This window comes from Caballeronia ptereochthonis (genome assembly GCF_001545075.1).
GTDB classification, from domain to species: Bacteria; Pseudomonadota; Gammaproteobacteria; order Burkholderiales; family Burkholderiaceae; genus Caballeronia; species Caballeronia ptereochthonis.
In genome coordinates this window covers 1-16,727 of record NZ_FCOB02000064.1, presented here as the reverse complement: position 1 = coordinate 16,727, position 16,727 = coordinate 1, and the positions used below count along the sequence as shown (strand labels likewise).

Annotated in this window: 18 protein-coding genes and 2 pseudogenes; 15 read left to right on the top strand and 5 right to left on the bottom strand. The window is 65.4% G+C overall.

Annotated features, from left to right (window positions below; all coding sequences use genetic code 11):
* The first annotated feature begins 392 nt into the window (after window positions 1-392).
* From phnC to phnE, 3 genes are all read left to right on the top strand, one after another.
* Entirely contained in the window at window positions 393-1,262 is an 870-nt protein-coding gene (gene phnC / locus AWB83_RS34915; RefSeq protein WP_087050159.1) for a phosphonate ABC transporter ATP-binding protein, read from the top strand.
* A gap of 33 nt (window positions 1,263-1,295) precedes the next feature.
* Window positions 1,296-2,267, top strand: coding sequence for a phosphonate ABC transporter substrate-binding protein (gene phnD, locus AWB83_RS34910; RefSeq protein WP_087050158.1), 972 nt, complete (start codon window positions 1,296-1,298; stop codon window positions 2,265-2,267).
* Window positions 2,268-2,351: 84 nt separating this feature from the next.
* Window positions 2,352-3,086, top strand: a complete 735-nt coding sequence (gene phnE / locus AWB83_RS34905) for a phosphonate ABC transporter, permease protein PhnE (protein WP_244197998.1) — start codon at window positions 2,352-2,354, stop codon at window positions 3,084-3,086.
* Window positions 3,087-3,091: 5 nt separating this feature from the next.
* Here phnE and AWB83_RS34900 read toward each other — a convergent pair.
* From AWB83_RS34900 to phnF, 4 genes and pseudogenes are all read right to left on the bottom strand, one after another.
* A pseudogene (locus tag AWB83_RS34900) lies at window positions 3,092-3,247 on the bottom strand (MurR/RpiR family transcriptional regulator); the annotation flags it as partial.
* 59 nt (window positions 3,248-3,306) lie between these two features.
* Window positions 3,307-3,867, bottom strand: coding sequence for a phosphonate metabolism protein/1,5-bisphosphokinase (PRPP-forming) PhnN (gene phnN / locus AWB83_RS34895; RefSeq protein WP_087050156.1), 561 nt, complete (start codon window positions 3,865-3,867; stop codon window positions 3,307-3,309).
* Window positions 3,864-4,568, bottom strand: a complete 705-nt coding sequence (locus tag AWB83_RS34890) for a DUF1045 domain-containing protein (RefSeq protein ID WP_087050155.1) — start codon at window positions 4,566-4,568, stop codon at window positions 3,864-3,866. The genes phnN and AWB83_RS34890 overlap by 4 nt, the downstream gene beginning before the upstream one ends.
* On the bottom strand, window positions 4,565-5,332 hold the full coding sequence (gene phnF, locus AWB83_RS34885) for a phosphonate metabolism transcriptional regulator PhnF (RefSeq protein WP_087050154.1): 768 nt from the start codon (window positions 5,330-5,332) through the stop codon (window positions 4,565-4,567). Before phnF ends, AWB83_RS34890 begins: the two co-directional genes overlap by 4 nt.
* 162 nt (window positions 5,333-5,494) lie before the next feature.
* On the opposite strand from phnF, the gene phnG reads away from it, so the two are divergent.
* From phnG to AWB83_RS34840, 10 genes and pseudogenes are all read left to right on the top strand, one after another.
* Window positions 5,495-5,977 carry a phosphonate C-P lyase system protein PhnG gene (gene phnG, locus AWB83_RS34880; RefSeq protein WP_087050153.1) on the top strand — a complete coding sequence of 161 codons (483 nt, stop codon included), beginning with the start codon at window positions 5,495-5,497 and terminating at the stop codon, window positions 5,975-5,977.
* Window positions 5,974-6,597, top strand: a complete 624-nt coding sequence (gene phnH / locus AWB83_RS34875; RefSeq protein ID WP_087050152.1) for a phosphonate C-P lyase system protein PhnH — start codon at window positions 5,974-5,976, stop codon at window positions 6,595-6,597. Before phnG ends, phnH begins: the two co-directional genes overlap by 4 nt.
* Entirely contained in the window at window positions 6,597-7,697 is a 1,101-nt protein-coding gene (locus AWB83_RS34870) for a carbon-phosphorus lyase complex subunit (protein ID WP_087050151.1), read from the top strand. Before phnH ends, AWB83_RS34870 begins: the two co-directional genes overlap by 1 nt.
* Entirely contained in the window at window positions 7,694-8,548 is an 855-nt protein-coding gene (locus AWB83_RS34865) for an alpha-D-ribose 1-methylphosphonate 5-phosphate C-P-lyase PhnJ (protein ID WP_087050150.1), read from the top strand. The genes AWB83_RS34870 and AWB83_RS34865 overlap by 4 nt, the downstream gene beginning before the upstream one ends.
* Window positions 8,545-9,315, top strand: a complete 771-nt coding sequence (gene phnK, locus AWB83_RS34860) for a phosphonate C-P lyase system protein PhnK (RefSeq protein WP_087050149.1) — start codon at window positions 8,545-8,547, stop codon at window positions 9,313-9,315. The genes AWB83_RS34865 and phnK overlap by 4 nt, the downstream gene beginning before the upstream one ends.
* Window positions 9,316-9,325: 10 nt before the next feature.
* Window positions 9,326-10,111: a phosphonate C-P lyase system protein PhnL gene (phnL, locus tag AWB83_RS34855; protein WP_087050148.1), complete on the top strand. Its 786-nt coding sequence runs from the start codon at window positions 9,326-9,328 to the stop codon at window positions 10,109-10,111.
* A complete protein-coding gene (locus tag AWB83_RS34850) occupies window positions 10,105-11,238 on the top strand; it encodes an alpha-D-ribose 1-methylphosphonate 5-triphosphate diphosphatase (RefSeq protein WP_087050147.1) in 1,134 nt (377 codons plus the stop codon). Before phnL ends, AWB83_RS34850 begins: the two co-directional genes overlap by 7 nt.
* Before the next feature lie 308 nt (window positions 11,239-11,546).
* Window positions 11,547-12,908 carry an MFS transporter gene (locus tag AWB83_RS34845; protein ID WP_087050146.1) on the top strand — a complete coding sequence of 454 codons (1,362 nt, stop codon included), beginning with the start codon at window positions 11,547-11,549 and terminating at the stop codon, window positions 12,906-12,908.
* A gap of 86 nt (window positions 12,909-12,994) precedes the next feature.
* Window positions 12,995-13,161, top strand: a pseudogene (locus AWB83_RS36355) (methyl-accepting chemotaxis protein); the annotation flags it as partial.
* Window positions 13,162-13,340: 179 nt separating this feature from the next.
* Window positions 13,341-13,619 carry a hypothetical protein gene (locus AWB83_RS34840; protein ID WP_087050145.1) on the top strand — a complete coding sequence of 93 codons (279 nt, stop codon included), beginning with the start codon at window positions 13,341-13,343 and terminating at the stop codon, window positions 13,617-13,619.
* Window positions 13,620-13,761: 142 nt separating this feature from the next.
* Here the strand turns inward: AWB83_RS34840 and AWB83_RS34835 are convergent, their stop codons facing one another.
* On the bottom strand, window positions 13,762-14,196 hold the full coding sequence (locus AWB83_RS34835; protein ID WP_087050144.1) for a VOC family protein: 435 nt from the start codon (window positions 14,194-14,196) through the stop codon (window positions 13,762-13,764).
* A gap of 121 nt (window positions 14,197-14,317) precedes the next feature.
* Between AWB83_RS34835 and AWB83_RS34830 the strand changes: the two genes are divergently transcribed.
* Complete coding sequence (locus AWB83_RS34830; protein ID WP_087050143.1) at window positions 14,318-15,262, top strand: LysR family transcriptional regulator; 945 nt, start codon at window positions 14,318-14,320, stop codon at window positions 15,260-15,262.
* 46 nt (window positions 15,263-15,308) lie between these two features.
* The gene (locus AWB83_RS34825) at window positions 15,309-16,418 is read left to right on the top strand and encodes an FUSC family protein (RefSeq protein WP_087050142.1); all 1,110 of its coding nucleotides are present in this window, start codon (window positions 15,309-15,311) and stop codon (window positions 16,416-16,418) included.
* Window positions 16,419-16,727 lie beyond the last annotated feature (309 nt).

The window sequence follows — 16,727 nt, the reverse complement described above, 5'->3', positions numbered from 1 at the left end:
TTCCTTGTGCCTTTGCACTTGACCTTCAATACAGTTACTTTCTTTGCAGCAGCAAAGAAAGTGACTGCCGCCCCGCACAGGGGCAACGCCAATAGACCACTAAGAACTCAGGATTTCACAGAAGCCCGAGTCACCCCCCATCATCAAAGGTCATATATTCATCTAGACGTCTTTCTTTGCAGCAGCAAAGAAAGTGACTGCCGCCCCGCACAGGGGCAGTGCTAATAGACCACTAAGAATTCAGGATTTCACAGAAGCCTGAGTCACCCCCTCATCAAAAATCATATATTCATCTAGACGTCTCATCCGCGTCACTTTCTCGTCATGTTGACTTCCTAGAATCTCCCGAACGTTTCAGCGGCGCCGATTGAGCGCGCCTACCAAGGGAAGCTATGGACGCAATTCGCATCGAGCGTCTCACCAAGACGTTCAGGAACGGCCGCAAGGCGCTCGACTCCGTCGATCTGCGCGTGGAGGAGGGCGAAATGGTCGCACTCATCGGTGCGTCAGGATCGGGCAAGTCGACGCTCCTGCGCCACATCGCAGGCTTTACGGCATCCGACCCCGCACCGTCGCACGTCACGCTGCTCGGCCGGCCCATCCAGCAGAACGGCAAAATCGTCCGCGAGGTGCGCTCGATTCGCCGCGATGTCGCCTTCGTATTTCAGCAGTTCAATCTGGTCGGACGCCTTTCGGTGCTCACCAACGTGCTCGTCGGCGCGCTTTCGCGCGTGTCGCTGTGGCGGCGTCTCGCGGGCCGCTTTCCGCGCGGCGAGCGCACCCTGGCGATGGAGTCGCTCTCCGCCATGGGCATCGGCGAACACGCGTTCGAACGCGCGAGCAATCTCTCGGGCGGACAGCAGCAGCGCGCCGCTCTGGCACGCGCCCTCGTGCAGCGCGCGCGCATCGTGCTCGCCGACGAGCCAATCGCGTCGCTCGATCCCGAATCGGCACGCCGCGTGATGGAACTGATGCAGACGCTCAACCGCGAGCACAAGCTGACGGTCGTCGTGTCGCTGCATCAGATCGATGCCGCGATGAAGTACTGCCCGCGCACCATCGCCCTGCGCGACGGACGCGTCGTCTTCGACGGCGCCACCGAGCGCCTCACGCCCGCCGTGCTGCGCGAACTGTACGGCTCCTCGGCGGACGAACTGCTGACGCATCACGCCGCGCAAAAACGCGACGATGCGCCGCCTTCCGACGTACACAATGCGCGCGCGCAAGCGTCGCCGGCGTTCGCATCGGCTGCAGGCTCCTGAGTCTCAACCCATTCTCCAAACCTGGATCGCACCATGAAAACAGCCCGCTTCTTCCTGGCTGGCGCCGCGCTCGCGTCGTGCCTTCTGACGCAAACCGTTCTCGCCGAAACGCTCAACTTCGGCATCATCTCGACGGACTCGTCCGCGGCGCTCAAGCAGCGCTGGCAACCGCTCATCGACGATCTGAACAAGCAGACCGGTCTCGACGTGAAAGCCTATTTCGCGACCGACTACGCGGGCATCATCGAGGCGATGCGCTTCAACAAGGTCCAGATCGGCTTCTTCGGCAATGCTTCGGCGATCGAGGCCGTCGACCGCTCCAGCGGCGAAGTCTTCGCGAAGGTGAAGTACAAGAACGGCGAGGCGGGCTATTACTCGCTGCTCATCACGAACGCAAACAGCAAGTGGAAGTCGCTCGATCAGGTGTTGAAGAACACGCGGGACATCAACCTCGGCTTTGGCGATCCGAACTCGACCTCGGGCACGCTCGTGCCTTCGTACTATCTCCTCGCGAAGAACGGCATCAACGTGAAGACCGCGTTCAAGAGCGTCCTGCCGTCGAGCCATGAAGCTAACATGCTCGCCGTCGTCAACGACAAGGTGGACGTCGCGACCAACAACACCGACATGCTCGACACGATCAAGACCCAGCATCCGGAGCTGTATCCGAAGGTGCGCGTGCTGTGGAAGTCGCCGCTGATTCCGTCGGACCCGCTCGTGTGGCGCCGCGACCTTCCGCAGGCGACGAAGGACAAGCTGCGCAACTTCTTCGATCACTACGCGGAAAAGGACCCGCGCGAGCAAGCGGTGATGACGGCGATATCGGGCTATTCGGGCTTCGCCGAATCGTCGAATGCGCAGCTCGTGCCGATTCGCCAGATGGCGCTCTTCCAGAAGAAGGAGCAAGTGCAGAACGACGCGCATCTCGATGCGGCGGACAAGAAGGCGCAGATCGCCGCGCTCGATCAGAAGATCGCCGCGCTCGACAACACGGCGGCGAAGTAAATGAAGCCGCTCGACGTAACCACGTTCGAGGCCGGCATCGGCCGGCCCGTGCAGGCGACGACGCCCAAGCGCAGCTGGACGTCGATGCTCGGCTGGGCCGTCGTGATCGCCGTGCTGGGCCTGTCATGGAAGAGCGCGGACATGCGCCCGCTCGATTTGCTCGGCGCATCGGGCAACATGAGCCAGTTCGCGCGCGACTTCTTTCCGCCCGACTTCACGGAATGGCGCACCTATGTGGATGAAATGATCGTGACGCTCGCGGTCGCCGTGTGGGGCACGGCGCTCGCGCTGATCTGCGCCGTGCCGTGCGGCCTGCTCTCGGCGCAGAACATCGCGCCGGTGTGGATCGCGCAGCCCGTGCGGCGCCTGATGGACGCATGCCGCGCGATCAACGAGATGGTCTTCGCGATGCTGTTCATCGTCGCGGTCGGGCTCGGACCGTTCGCGGGCGTGCTTGCATTGTGGGTGCACACGACGGGTGTGCTCGCCAAGCTCTTTGCCGAGGCGGTCGAAGCCGTCGATGCGCGTCCCGCGGAAGGCGTGCGCGCGACCGGCGCGAGCAGCCTCGATGAAATCATCTACGGCGTGCTGCCGCAAGTGCTGCCGCTGTGGATCTCGTTCGCGCTCTATCGCTTCGAATCGAACGTGCGCTCGGCGATGGTCGTCGGCATGGTCGGCGCCGGCGGCATCGGCGTCGTGCTGTATGAGGCCATCCGCTCGTTCAACTACGCGCAGACAGCCGCGGTGATGCTGATCGTCGTGGTGATCGTGTCGCTGATCGATCTCGCTTCAGCTTGGGTGCGCGAGCGCGTGATCTGATTGCGTCATGAAGTCTCGATGCCGAGCGCCGTGATGAGGCGCTCGCGTCTCTCCAGCGCCTGCAGCGCGCGCTTGCCGAGGTAGGCCGCCACCAGATTGAGCAGACCTTCGCAGAACACGAGATAGGCGCCCATGCTGTTGCTGAAGAAGCTGCTCTCGTGCGTGGGCTCATGAATCCGCGCCGCCACCGGGGGCGCGGATGGAAGAAGGCGGAGCGGAATCAGACGCGGCTCGCGAGCGCGAGCACGTCGAGCAGTTGCATGCCGGCGTCGGCGAGCATGCCGGAGTTGTCGATCTTCACGACACGCGCCTGCGACGGCAGGGCGAATGCCGGCCGTCGCGCGAGACGCGCCTCGATCTGGCGCGCGTCCTCGCGGCCGCGTCGCGAGAGGCGTGCGGCCAGCACCGAAGGCGCCGCGTCGATATGCACGAACTGCGCCTGCGGATAACGCTCGAGCGCGAACTCCGCATGTTGCCGCGAACCATTCACGACGACGGGCATGCCGCGCGCGAGCCACGCATCCAGCTCGATGCCGATGCCATAGCGCAGCCCGAGGCTTTCCCAATGCATCGCGAAGAGCCCATACGACAGCCGCGAGGCGAATTCATCGTGCGTGAGCGCGATATGGTTCTCGCCATCCGCGACCGCGCGCGTGATGTAGCGATGCGCGAACATCACGCGCGCGCCGACGCGCTCCCGCGCGAAACCGAGCAGCGAGTCCTTGCCCGCGCCCGAAGGTCCCATCACGTAGATCAGCTTTGCGCTTTCAATCCTGCTCATGCCACATCCTGTGCATTGTTGAACGGCAGGCGCTGCCACAGCGTGAATGGCGCGCCCGGCCCGGGTTCGATGAAGAGCGCTGCGCCATGCACCGGCAAGGGGCCGAGCGCCTCGATGCGCCGCGTCCACGCCGACACGATCGACGCGCGCGCGTTCCTGTCGTCGAGGGAATCGGAGAGCGTCATGTGGAAGCGATACTCGTCGAAGACATACGGGTAGCCCCATTCGCGCAGCAGCGCGATCTGCCGCTCGCTCATGCCGCCGCCGATGCGCTGCTCGATGCTCTCCCGCGACGGCCTCGCGCGCAACGCCGCGAACGTCTGCAGCGCGTGCGCGGCGAGCGTGCGCAGCGTGTCGTCGTCGCTTGCCTGCGCGGGGCGCAGCGCGACGAAGCGGCCCAGTTCGGTGGCTTTCACGGGCATCTCGAAGCGCGATACCGAGCTCGCCCAGGCGCGCGCGCAGGCGAGCACGTGCGCGAGTTCGACGCCCGGCGCCATGTGAAAGGGCGGGATGATCGTCGCGTGCCAGCCGTAGCGGCGCGGCGCATGCGTGACGTCATGCGCGGGCGTGGCGGTTTCGAGGCCGTCCTCGGGATCGCGGCCGAGCCATTCGCAGCCTTCGCGCCACCACGCGGACGAAGCGGGCGGCGCGTAATAGAGCGCGACGCGCGGATTGCGGCCATTCGCTTGCGCGCCGCTCATAAATCGTGCTCGACCATCAGTTGCACGCGGTCGGCAGCGAAATGCGTGATGCCGTATTTGATCGGCACGCCTTGCTCGTCGACATCGACGTTCTCGACCCACAGCACCGGCTGCTGGCGATTGATCTGCAGGCGCCGCGCCACGTCCGACGAAGGCAGCACGCTGCCGATGCGGCTCCATTTGCGCGTGTAGTCCTTCACGCCGAATTTCTCGAGCGCGGCGCTCATGCCGCCCGCCGCTTCGATCGCCGCGGGCAGATCGCTGAAGCGCGCGGCCGGATACCAGTTGCGCGCATACGTCATCGGGATGCCGTCGGAATCGTGGCGCGTCTCGATCTGGTAGACAAGCGTGCCCGCGCGCACGCCGAGCGCCTTGGCGACGATCGGATCGGCCTTCACGCGCTCGGAGCTCAGCACGACGCCCGCCGACGTGTGCTTCTGGCGGCGCAGGTTTTCGGTGAAGCGCGTGCGCCGCCCGATCTGATAGTCGATCGCGCCCGGCTGCACGAACGTGCCGCGCCCCTGCTCGACGCTCACGAGGCCCGTCGCCGCGAGCCGCAGCATCGCGCGGCGCACGGTATGGCGGTTCACGTCGAAACGCTTGGCGAGCTCCGCCTCGCTCGGCAGGCGTCCTTCCTCGCCGAAGCTCTTCGCGGCGATCTCGGCGGCGAGGATCTGCTCGATCTGCCGCCAGACCGCAACCCCCGCGCCGCGCTCGACGGCGTGCAGCGGCGCAGCGTTTTCGTTCAATGCGTTCGATGTCATTTCGCTGTCATTCCGATGGGTTTGAATATCGTTCTCTCGGATTGTAGTGCGCAACTCGTGATGGAAATGTGAAAGCCTCACCACATGACCAAACGTCTAGACGACTAGATAAGACAACGAGTAGCATACGATGGCCGAATCCTTTCAGACATAGGGAAAGCGATGAGTACTTCATTGGAGTCGCAGGACGCGGCGGCCCGCCGTGAATGGATGGCGGTGCTTGCCCGCACGCCGCGCGACGCGCTGAAAGCCGCGCTTGACGCGGCGCTCGACGGCGCGAAGCTGCCCGCCTACGAGTGGCTGCGCGCGCCGGACATCGGGCTTGCAATGGTGCGCGGCCGCATCGGCGGCACGGGCGCTGCGTTCAATCTCGGCGAGGCAACCGTCACGCGCGCCACGCTGCGTCTGCGTACCGACGACGGCAGCGCGCCGGTGGGCGTCGCGGTGCACATGGGCCGCGACAAGGAGCGCGCGACGCTCGCCGCGCTCGCGGACGCGCTCCTGCAGATGCCGCGTCATGCGGAGAGCCTGCAGGCGCAACTGATCGCGCCGCTCGCCGCGCGCATCGCCGAGGAACGGCGGCGCAAGGAAGCCGAAGCGGCCGCGACCAAGGTCGAATTCTTCACGATGGTGAGAGGCGAATGATGCAGATCGACATGACCCGGCTCGTGCCCGGCTTCAACGACACGGTGCACGACGCGCAGCGCGTGTTCCGTGCATTGCTCGACGCGCTGTCGCGCCCGGGAAGCATCGTCGCGATCGACGCCGCGCTGCCGAACAACCACGCGATGCGCGACGCGCTCGCCGGCCGCGTGCCGCTCGCGGCGTTCGCGTCGCTGCTTGCATTGACGGATTATTCGACGCCCGTCTGCATCGAGCGCGAAGCCGACGTCCTCGGCGACGCACTGCGCTTTCATGCGAGCGCGCCGGTCACGCGCGATCGCCGCGCGGCCGCCTTCGCCTATATCGACGATGCGCGCCGCCTGCCGCCGCTGGATGCCTTCTCGCACGGCGAGCCCGAAAACCCCGAGGATTCGGCCACGCTGTTCATCCGCGTGCCGTCGCTGACCGAAGGCGAGCCGCTCGCGTGGCGCGGCCCGGGTATCGCGGAGTCGCGCACGGTCGCCATCGCCGGGCTTTCGCGCGAGTTCTGGCGCGAGCGTGCGGCGCTCACCGCGCTTTTCCCCTGCGGCATCGACTGCTACTTCGTGGCGGGCGGCTCGCTCGTCGGCTTGCCGCGCACGACGCAAGTGGAGGTGAACTGATGTATGTCGCGGTCAAGGGTGGCGAACGCGCCATCGAACGTTCATGGGACGTGCTCGCGAAGAAGCGCCGCGGCGACATCTCGCTGCCGGAGCTTTCCGTCGCGCAGATTCGGGAGCAGATGCGTCTTGCCGTCGCGCGCGTGATGACGGAAGGCTCCGTCTACGACGAAGACCTCGCCGCGCTCGCGATCAAGCAGGCGGCGGGCGATCTCGTCGAGGCGATCTTCCTGCTGCGCGCCTATCGCACCACGCTGCCGCGCTTCGGCTACACGCTGCCGATCGATACGGAAGCGATGTGCGTCGAGCGGCGCATCTCGGCGGCGTTCAAGGATATTCCCGGCGGCCAGATGCTGGGTGGCACATACGATTACACGCAGCGCCTGCTGGATTTCAGCCTGCTCGCGGAAGGCGAACAAGTTGGCGATGCAACCATCGCGAGCAGGGAGCAGGAAGCGGCCGCGATGCCGCGCGTGCTTTCCATGCTCGACAAGGAAGGCCTGATCGAGCAGGAACGGACGCAAGAGAATGCGCCGGAACCGGGCGACCTGTCGCGCGAGCCGCTTTCCTTTCCCGCCGATCGTTCGACGCGCCTGCAAAATCTCGCGCGCGGCGACGAAGGCTTTCTGCTCGCCGTCGGCTATGCGACGCAGCGCGGCTATGCGCACAGCCATCCGTTCGCGGGCGAGATCCGTCACGGCGAAGTGGCGGTCGAAATGCATGTCGACGAGCTGGGCTTGGCGGTCGAGATCGGCGATATCGACATCACGGAATGCCAGATGATCAACCAGTTCGCGGGCAGCGGCGACGTGCCGCCCGCGTTCACGCAGGGTTACGGACTCGCGTTCGGCCATTCGGAGCGCAAGGCGATGGCGATGGCACTGGTCGATCGCGCCTTGCGCGCGGAAGAACTCGGAGAGACGGTCGGCTCGCCGACGCAGGACCCGGAGTTCGTGCTGTATCACAGCGACAACGTGGAAGCGTCCGGCTTCGTGCAACACCTGAAGCTGCCGCATTACGTCGACTTCCAGTCGGAGCTCGAATTGCTGCGCCGTCTGCGTGCGGCGCATGGCTCGGATGATAACAAGGAGAATGCGGCATGAACGCACTCACCGAAGGTTATAACTTCGCGTATCTCGACGAGCAGACCAAGCGCATGATCCGCCGCGCGCTGCTCAAGGCCGTGGCGGTGCCGGGCTATCAGGTGCCGTTCGCTTCGCGCGAAATGCCGCTGCCTTACGGCTGGGGCACGGGCGGCCTGCAGGTGACCTCGGCGATCATCGGCGAGACCGATACGCTCAAGGTCATCGATCAAGGCTCCGACGAAACCACGAACGCGGTGAACATCCGCCGCTTCTTCGCGCGCACGGCGGGCGTGGCGATCACCACGCGCACGGCCGATGCGAGCATCGTGCAGACGCGTCACCGCATTCCCGAGACGCCGTTGACGGACCGGCAGATCATCGTCTACCAGGTGCCGATGCCCGAGCCTCTGTTCCGTCTCGAGCCGCGCGTGACGGAGTGCAAGAAGCTCCACGCGCTCGCGGACTATGGCCTCATCAACGTGAAATACTACGAGGATATCGTGCAGCACGGCAGCATCGCGACGACTTACGATTATCCGGTGCTGGTGAACGACCGCTATCTGACGTCGCCCTCGCCGATCCCGAAGTTCGACAACCCGAAGATGCACATGAACCCCGCCTTGCAGCTTTTCGGCGCGGGCCGCGAGCGGCGCATCTATGCCATTCCGCCCTACACGAAAGTGAAGAGCCTGGATTTCGAGGATCATCCCTTCAGCGTGCAGAAGTGGGAGCACGCGTGCGCGCTGTGCGGTTCGCGCGAGAGCTTTCTCGACGAGATGATCATCGACGATCAGGGCGCGCGCATGTTCGTCTGTTCCGACAGCGATTACTGCCATGGCCGGCGCGATGACGAAGAGGTGACCCGATGAACGCACTGCTGAAAGCCACGCGCCTCACGAAGCGCTACGACGGGCGCGGCGGCTGCGTCGATATCGACCTCGATGTCCGTCCGGGCGAAGTGCTGTGCATCGTCGGCGAATCGGGATCGGGCAAGTCGACCTTGCTGAACGCGCTCGCGTTGCGCAGCGGAATCGACGGCGGCGCGCTCGCGTACACCACCCGCGAAGGCGAAACGCTCGATCTGCGGACGCTCGCCGAGCCGAGGAAGCGCCTTCTGTCCCGCACCGAATGGGGTTTCGTGCATCAGAACGCGCGCGACGGCCTGCGGCGCAACGTCTCGGCCGGCGCGAACATCGGCGAGCCGCTGATGGCGATCGGCGCGCGCCACTATGGGCGCCTGCGCGAAACTGCGGCGGACTGGATTAGCCGCGTCGAGCTCGATGCCGCGCGCATCGACGAACTGCCTTCCGCGTTTTCCGGCGGCATGCAACAGCGTCTGCAGATCGCGCGTAATCTGGTGACGGGTCCGCGCCTCGTGTTCATGGACGAGCCCACCGCCGGTCTCGACGTCTCCGTGCAGGCGCGCCTGCTCGACCTGCTGCGCACGCTGACGAGCAAGCTGCATCTGGCCGCGGTGATCGTCACGCACGATATCGGCGTCGCGCGTTTGCTCGCGCATCGGCTGATGGTGATGAAGGACGGGCGCGTCGTGGAGAGCGGCCTCACGGACCAGGTGCTCGACGATCCGCAACATCCCTATACGCAGACGCTCGTCGCGTCCGTGCTGCCCGTTTGAGGTGCGACAGATGACCATGAATTCCGACCAGGCCTTCGTCGCCAACGACAAGCTGATGCTGCAGGCACGCGGCATCGAGAAGACCTTCACGCTGCATCAGCAGGGCGGCGCGCGGATTGCTGCGCTGTCGGGCGTATCGCTCGATGTCGAACGCGGCGAATGCGTCGTGCTCGCGGGCGCATCGGGCGCGGGCAAGAGCACCTTGCTGCGCTGCATGTACGGCAACTATCTCGCGACACGCGGCACGATCGCCATTCGCGACGACAGCCGTGCTTCGCGCCATGTCATGCTGACCGAAGCCGCGCCGCACGAAATCATTCGTCTGCGCAATACGACGATGGGCTACGTGAGCCAGTTCCTGCGCGCGATTCCGCGCGTGACGTCGCTCGATCTCGTCGCGGAGCCGCTCGTGTCGCGCGGTGTGAACGAAGACGAGGCGCGCGAGCGCGCGAGCGCACTGCTCGAACGCCTCAACGTGCCGCGCCGCTTGTGGACGCTCGCGCCCGCGACGTTCTCGGGCGGCGAGCAGCAGCGCGTGAACATCGCGCGCGGGCTGATCGCGGCGCATCCGCTTCTGCTGCTCGACGAGCCCACCGCGTCGCTCGACGGCGAGAACCGCGACGTGGTGGCCGATCTGATCGTCGAGGCGCGCGAGCGCGGCGCCGCGATCGTCGGCATCTTTCACGACGAAGACACGCGCGAGCGCGTCGCGACCCGCATCGTGCGACTTGAAAGCGCCGCCGCGACGGTCGAACCCGCCGTTCAAACCGATTCCGGAGTGTTGCAGACATGCTGATCAAGAATGCGCGCATCGTGACGCGCGATGAAGACTTCGTGGGCACCGTGCGCATCGAGGACGGGCTCATTGCGGAAATCGCGCCGGGCAACACGTCCGCGCGCGAAGCGGAGGACTGGGGCGGCGACTATCTGCTGCCCGGCTTCGTCGAACTGCACACCGACAACATCGAGAAGCATCTTGCGCCGCGTCCGGGCGTGCTGTGGAATCACGAAGCGGCGATCATCGTTCATGACGCACAAGTGGCGGCCGCGGGCATCACGACCGTGTTCGATGCATTGGGCGTCGGCTCGCGTCCCGAAGACGGCGTGCGCGGCCGCGAATTGCAGGTGCAGTGCGCGCAGTCGATCGGCAAGTTCGTCGAGCGCGGGCTTCTGCGCGCCGATCACTTCCTGCATCTGCGCTGTGAAGTGGGCACGACGGATGTCGTCGAAGTGTTCGATTCGCTTTCTTCCCATTCGCTCTTCAAGCTCGCATCGGTGATGGATCACACGCCGGGGCAGCGGCAATGGCAGGACCACGAGAAGTGGCGCAAGTATCAGGAGCGTCACGGCAAATGGAGCGACGAGCACGCGAACCAGATCCTCGCCGAGCTGGCCGAGCATCAGCAGCGCTATGCGGCGAAGCATCGCGCGGATATCGTCGAGCGTTGCAGGGGCTTGAACATTTCGCTCGCGAGCCACGACGACACGCTCGTCGAACACGTCGAGGAAGCGGCGCGCGACGGCATCGCGCTCGCCGAGTTTCCGACCACGCTCGAAGCGGCGCGCGCGGCACGCAAGCACGGCATCGCGACGATCATGGGCGCGCCCAACGTGGTGCGCGGCGGCTCGCATTCGGGCAACGTCTCGGCGCTCGAGCTGGCGCACGCGGGCTTGCTCGACATCCTGTCGTCGGACTACGTGCCGTCGAGTCTGCTGATCGCCGTGTTCGATCTCGTCGCCAAGGCGGGCTGGTCGCTGCCGCGCGCGGTTGCCACCGTTTCGTGGGCGCCGGCGCATGCGGCGGGCCTCAGGGACCGCGGCGCCATCGCGACGGGTCTGCGCGCGGATTTCGTGCGCGTCGCCTCGGCGGACGGCGTGCACGTGCCGCGCGAGACCTATCGCGCGGGGCGGCGCGTGTCCTGACCTGACGGCGCTTCATTCCCACCGCTCCCGATAGCCATACGTCAGCCCTTCGTCATACGCGGGTAAGCCCGCGTTGACGAAGCGCAAGCTTGTTCAGTACCCTCACACGCGAGTTCGCTATGTGAATCGATGTTCGTCTAACGAACTTTTGGACCGATTTTCATGCGACAAGACGAGGAAGTCTGCGGCTTTGCCGGCCTGGCGCGACGAAATAAAAGAACGCCGGCGGGAAGCGGTTTTCAGTTCCGGGATGCGAACCTCGCACGGCGGCAAGCCGTGCGCGCGCCCATTTTCGAAAAGGGAATGAAGTGAGTAGAAGTCCTGCCGTGAACGTACAGACGTTCATCAACGAGCATCCGTTCTCGCCGTTTCAGTGGCTCATCTTCGTGATGTGCTTCGTCATCGTGTTGCTGGACGGTTTCGATACCGCGGCGATCGGCTTCATCGCGCCGTCGCTCGTTGCCGAATGGAAGATCAGCCGTCCGGCGCTGGCCCCGGTCCTGAGCGCCGCGCTGTTCGGGCTCGCGGCGGGCGCGCTGCTGTCCGGGCCGCTTTCGGACAAGCTCGGCCGCCGCGCGATGCTGCTTTCGTCCGTGCTGCTCTTCGGCGTCGCGTGTCTCGCGTCGTCGTTCTCGGCGGACATCACGCAACTGACGGCGCTGCGGTTCGTCACCGGCGTCGGCCTCGGCGCCGCGATGCCGAACGCGGTCACGATGATGAGCGAGTTCTGCCCCGACAGCCGCCGCGCGACGCTCATCAACCTGATGTTCTGCGGCTTCCCGCTGGGCGCGGCGTTCGGCGGCTTTCTCGCGGCGTGGATGATTCCGCATTTCGGCTGGCGCAGCGTGCTGATGCTGGGCGGCATCGCGCCGCTGGTGCTGTCGGTGCTGCTCATCGCCACGCTACCGGAATCGGTGCGCTACATGGTGGCGAAGGCGAAGCCCGTCGAGAAGATTCGCGCGACGCTCGCGCGCATCTCGGCGGATGCGATGCACGCGGGCTCGTTCTTCATGACCGAGGCGGCGCCGGCCGTCGCGGGGCAGAGCGGCATGAGCGTGGTGCTGTCGCGCTCGTACATCGTCGGCTCGATCATGCTGTGGCTCGCCTACTTCATGGGCCTCGTGATCTTCTACGCCTCGATCAACTGGATGCCGATCCTGCTCAAGGAATCGGGCCTCGCGCCGCAAACCGCGACGCTGATCTCCGCGCTGTTCCCGTTGGGCGGCGTCGGCGCGGTGCTGTGCGGCGTGCTGATGGACAAGTTCAACGCGAACCGCATCATCGCCGTGTGCTATGCGCTGACGGCGGTGAGCGTGTATCTGATCGGCCAGGCGGTGGGCAACGTGGGCATGCTGGTGCTCATCGTGTTCCTGGCGGGCGTGCTGATGAACACCGCGCAATCGTCGATGCCCGCGCTGGCCGCCGCGTTCTACCCGACGCAAGGACGCGGCACGGGCGTCGCGTGGATGCTGGGCATCGGGCGTTTCGGGGGCATTGCCGGATCGTTCCTCGTCGCCGAACTCACGCGCCTGCACTTCACTTTCGGCGGCATCTTCGCGGTGATCGCGGTGGCGGGCCTGATTTCGGCGGTCGCGCTGCTGATCAAGCAAGCGGCGCATCCGCAGACGGCCATGGCGAGCGACCTCGAGACGGAGCCGCTCGGTCATTGATTTGACGTGTGTTCGATGTGGCAGATGATGTTGCCCGCGTGACCTGGGTCATGCGGGGTTTTTTGTTTTAGATGCGCGCGCCGCCTAAGCAGGTTCTCACGTCCGCCACGCGCGTGACCGACATCATGAACGAGATCCCGTCGGCTTCGACGCAGCAGAACGCCGCGCTCGTCGAGCAGGCGACGGCTCCTGCGGCCGCGCTCGCGGTTCAGGCGGAAGACTGAAGCGCACGGTCGCGGTGTTCAAAACCTGAACATCCGGCAGGGACGCGCTTTTCATCGAAGACCCCGGCGTTTGCGAATCGTCAGACCGTGGCATGTCACGTGCTGACTCGTATCGTGCGAACCGGCCGCCATGCGCAAGCATCGCGGCCAGCAGGCATGACAAGCCGCACGAATCGCATTTCGCAAACCGCCAACAGGAGTTTTCGACATGAAACATTTCGCCCTCTCCGCCGCTGCCGGCGCCTTTGCTCTCGTCTGTGCGTCCGCTTTCGCGCAGGACAATCCGCCGAGCTCGAACACGGGCATGCAGGCTGGCGACAACGCGCAAACGACGACGCAGCCCGCGCAGTCGAAGTCGCACAAGTCGCCGCATTCGAAGAAGATGCACAAGAGTTCGATGAACGCGGGTCCGTCCGCCGAACCGGGCGGCACCGCGACGCCGAGCGGTCCGGGCGCGCCAGTGAGCGCGAGCGGCTCCGGCAAGTAACATTTCGATCCGGCAAGAGGGGACGCCCGCGCGGCGTCCCTTTTGCATTGGACGTTCCGAGGGAGCGTCACGCGATCGCTCGAGAAGGACGTCTTCGGGATGATCCCGGGATTCGCGCTCTCGTACTTCAGACGATGATGCGTTACTTCGCGAACAGCGACGACATGTCGGCGAACGCCTTGATCTCGACGGCATTGCCCGACGGATCGAGGAAGAACATCGTCGCCTGCTCGCCGACTTCGCCCTTGAAGCGGATATGCGGCTCGATGATGAAGCGCGTGCCCGCGGCGCGCAGCTTGTCGGCCAGCTCTTCCCACTGCGGGATCGACAGCACGACGCCGAAGTGACGCACCGGCACGGCGTCGCCGTCCACGGCGCTCGTCGCACGATGACCGACTTCATCCGGCGCGAGATGCGCGACGATCTGATGCCCGTAGAAATCGAAATCGATCCAGGCGTCGGAACTGCGGCCTTCGGGGCAGCCGAGCAGCTCGCCGTAGAACTCGCGCGCGGCGGCGAGGCTGTGAACCGGGAACGCGAGATGAAACGGCGGAATGGCGTGCTGAGTCGTGCTCATAGTGGCGAATCCTTTCTGTGCGACATGGATGCGGGAACGAAGGCCACAGTGTATTGATGAATAATTATGTTGAAAAACGATATATTGCGGGAGTCAGATCCAATATTTTCGATGAATCGACATGCTGCGCGAACTTCAGACTTTCATCGCGGTGGCGCGCCACGGCACTTTCGCGGGCGCGGGCGCGCATATCGGGCTCACGCAGTCGGCCGTGAGCGCGCAGATGCAGCGCCTCGAAGCGCATCTCGGCTTTGCGCTGTTCGATCGCACGGGCCGCTCGGCGACACTCAACAAGGCGGGCAGGCGAACGCTCGAACTCGCCGATGAGCTCATTGCGCTGTACGCGCGCCTCGCCGAGCCGGAGGGCGAGGGTGGACGCGGGGGCTCGCTGTCGGTCGGCGCGATCGCGTCGGCGCATGCGGCGCTCCTGCCCGACGCGATCGACGCGTTCGGGCGCGAGCTGCCCGCGTGGCGCATCCGGCTCGTGCCGGGCGTGTCGCTCAATCTGCTCGCTCAAGTCGATGCGGGCGAGACGGACATGGCCGTCATCATCCGTCCGCCGTTTTCGCTGCCGGCGGAGCTGCAATGGCGCATGCTCGTCGCCGAGCCGTTCGTGCTGCTCGCGCCCGCTGCGAAGAAGGGGGCGCACTGGCGCGAGCTGATCGAGACGGAGCCGTTCATCCGCTACGACCGGCGCTCGTTCGGCGGCCGGCAGGTGGATCTGTTCCTGCGCAAGCGGCGCATCGCGGTGCGTGACGCGATCGAAGCCGACGAGCTGCCGGGCATCGCGCAGCTCGTGGCGCGCGGGCTGGGCGTGGCGTTGCTGCCGGTGTCGGACGGCATTGGTTCGTGGCCGCGCGGCGTCACGGCGCTCGATCTCGGCGACGATACGTTTCATCGCGAGATCGGACTCGTCGAACGGGCGCGGCGCGTGCGTTCGGACGGGCCGGATGCGGCGGCGCGGCTGGCGGACTGCATCGTCGAGGCGGCGCGGCGGGGCGTGCACGAGGCGCCCGCGCCGAAGAAGCGTGCGCGCAGGCGGAACGTGGCGCGCGGCATCGCCTAGAATGCGTTGCAGGCGCGGCCTTCGCGCTTTCCTCCGGTGAATCTCGATGGACGACGAGCAGCACTTCGGCGACTCCAACGCGCGCCTCGGGCATTCGTCGCGGACTGTGGCGCGCGCGGCGCTTGCGTGGCTGGACCGGGTCGATCCCGGCACGCATCGGCGCATCAAGGGTTTGCGGCTCGTCACCGCGTATGGTCTCGCGGCGGCGCTCGGCGCATTGCGGGACGTGACGCAGAGCGCGCCTGCCGGTGTGTCGGTTGGCGCGCTCGCGGGCGGATTCGCGCTGTGGGCGAGCGTCTCGGAAGCGCGCACGACGCGCTACGAATCGAGTCGCGATCTCGTCATTCTGTGTGTTGCCGCGGCGTTCGGGGCGCTCACTTTCGCCTTGTTCGAGCCGCTGTTTCGGCAATTGGGACGTGGTGGCGCGGAGCTCATTCTCGTGACGGGCGCGTTTCTCGCGGGTTATCTGAAGCGTTTCGGGTTGATCGGCGCGGGCATCGGCTCTCAGTTCTATATCGGGCAGCTTCTTGCATACGGGATGAATCTCTCGCCCGGGGATTCATGGGCGATCGTGCTCGCGTTGCTGATCGGGATGCTTGCGGCCATCGTGCCGCGTGTGCTTTCCGGGCCGGCGGAGCATCCGGCCGTGCTGCCGGCGCTGGCGTCCGAGCCGGCCTATGGGCGGCATGTCGTTTCGCCGGCATTGGCAATGGGCCTGCAGGCGGCATGCGGCGCGCTCGTCGTGGTGATGCTCAATCGCGCGTTCGGTCTCGCGGAATCGGCTTGGGCGATTACGGCTTGCGTTTATGTCGTCGCGACTTCGGCGATCGGGACCGCGGAGCGTGTGCGGCGGAGGATCTACGGGACGCTCGTCGGGGTGCCGATCGGGATCGCGCTTCTGCCGCTTGCGGAGCATTGGCCGCTTGTTGTCTGGGCGCTGTCTGCGTTTGGGATGATCGTTTATGCGATGGCGTTGCCGGAGCGGTATGACATCGCGTGTGGGGCGTTTGCGGTTGTGTTGATCGTGACGCTCGCTGCGAGTGGGGTGCATTCGGTTTCGTTGCTCGCTGCGCGGGCTTGGGAGACGTTGCTTGGGGGGGCTTTGGGGGTCGTTGCGGCTAGGGTCGTTTTTCCCTTGCGGGTTGTGAGGAGGTGATGGTTTTTGGTTTGTTTGTTCGCTCGCTCGCTCGCTTGCTTGTTCTTTCGTGTCGTGGAATCCTGAGTTCTTAGTGGTCTATTGGCGTTGCCCCTGTGCGGGGCGGCAGTCACTTTCTTTGCTGCTGCAAAGAAAGCAACTGTATTGAAGGTCAAGTGCAAAGGCACAAGGAATCATGGTTTGGGTGGGTTCCAGGGCGTGGCATCGCGCATCATGGCGTTGAGCTGGGTGAGGAGCTTGCGCATGCCGGCGACGAAGGCGACCTTGGTCTTCTTGCCTTTGGCACGCAGCCGATCGCAAAACGCCTTG

Bases quoted from the DNA above. Each gene is read 5' to 3' on its own strand.
- phnK (WP_087050149.1), top strand. From the start codon at position 8,545: ATGAACGCACTGCTGAAAGCCACGCGCCTCACGAAGCGCTACGACGGG.
- AWB83_RS34865 (WP_087050150.1), top strand. From the start codon at position 7,694: ATGAACGCACTCACCGAAGGTTATAACTTCGCGTATCTCGACGAGCAG.
- AWB83_RS34835 (WP_087050144.1), bottom strand. From the start codon at position 14,196: ATGAGCACGACTCAGCACGCCATTCCGCCGTTTCATCTCGCGTTCCCG.
- AWB83_RS34825 (WP_087050142.1), top strand. From the start codon at position 15,309: ATGGACGACGAGCAGCACTTCGGCGACTCCAACGCGCGCCTCGGGCAT.
- phnL (WP_087050148.1), top strand. From the start codon at position 9,326: ATGACCATGAATTCCGACCAGGCCTTCGTCGCCAACGACAAGCTGATG.
- phnE (WP_244197998.1), top strand. From the start codon at position 2,352: ATGCTCGGCTGGGCCGTCGTGATCGCCGTGCTGGGCCTGTCATGGAAG.
- AWB83_RS34890 (WP_087050155.1), bottom strand. From the start codon at position 4,568: ATGAGCGGCGCGCAAGCGAATGGCCGCAATCCGCGCGTCGCGCTCTAT.
- phnH (WP_087050152.1), top strand. From the start codon at position 5,974: ATGATGCAGATCGACATGACCCGGCTCGTGCCCGGCTTCAACGACACG.
- AWB83_RS34830 (WP_087050143.1), top strand. From the start codon at position 14,318: ATGCTGCGCGAACTTCAGACTTTCATCGCGGTGGCGCGCCACGGCACT.
- phnF (WP_087050154.1), bottom strand. From the start codon at position 5,332: ATGACATCGAACGCATTGAACGAAAACGCTGCGCCGCTGCACGCCGTC.
- phnG (WP_087050153.1), top strand. From the start codon at position 5,495: ATGAGTACTTCATTGGAGTCGCAGGACGCGGCGGCCCGCCGTGAATGG.
- AWB83_RS34840 (WP_087050145.1), top strand. From the start codon at position 13,341: ATGAAACATTTCGCCCTCTCCGCCGCTGCCGGCGCCTTTGCTCTCGTC.
- phnN (WP_087050156.1), bottom strand. From the start codon at position 3,867: ATGAGCAGGATTGAAAGCGCAAAGCTGATCTACGTGATGGGACCTTCG.
- AWB83_RS34870 (WP_087050151.1), top strand. From the start codon at position 6,597: ATGTATGTCGCGGTCAAGGGTGGCGAACGCGCCATCGAACGTTCATGG.
- phnD (WP_087050158.1), top strand. From the start codon at position 1,296: ATGAAAACAGCCCGCTTCTTCCTGGCTGGCGCCGCGCTCGCGTCGTGC.
- AWB83_RS34850 (WP_087050147.1), top strand. From the start codon at position 10,105: ATGCTGATCAAGAATGCGCGCATCGTGACGCGCGATGAAGACTTCGTG.
- phnC (WP_087050159.1), top strand. From the start codon at position 393: ATGGACGCAATTCGCATCGAGCGTCTCACCAAGACGTTCAGGAACGGC.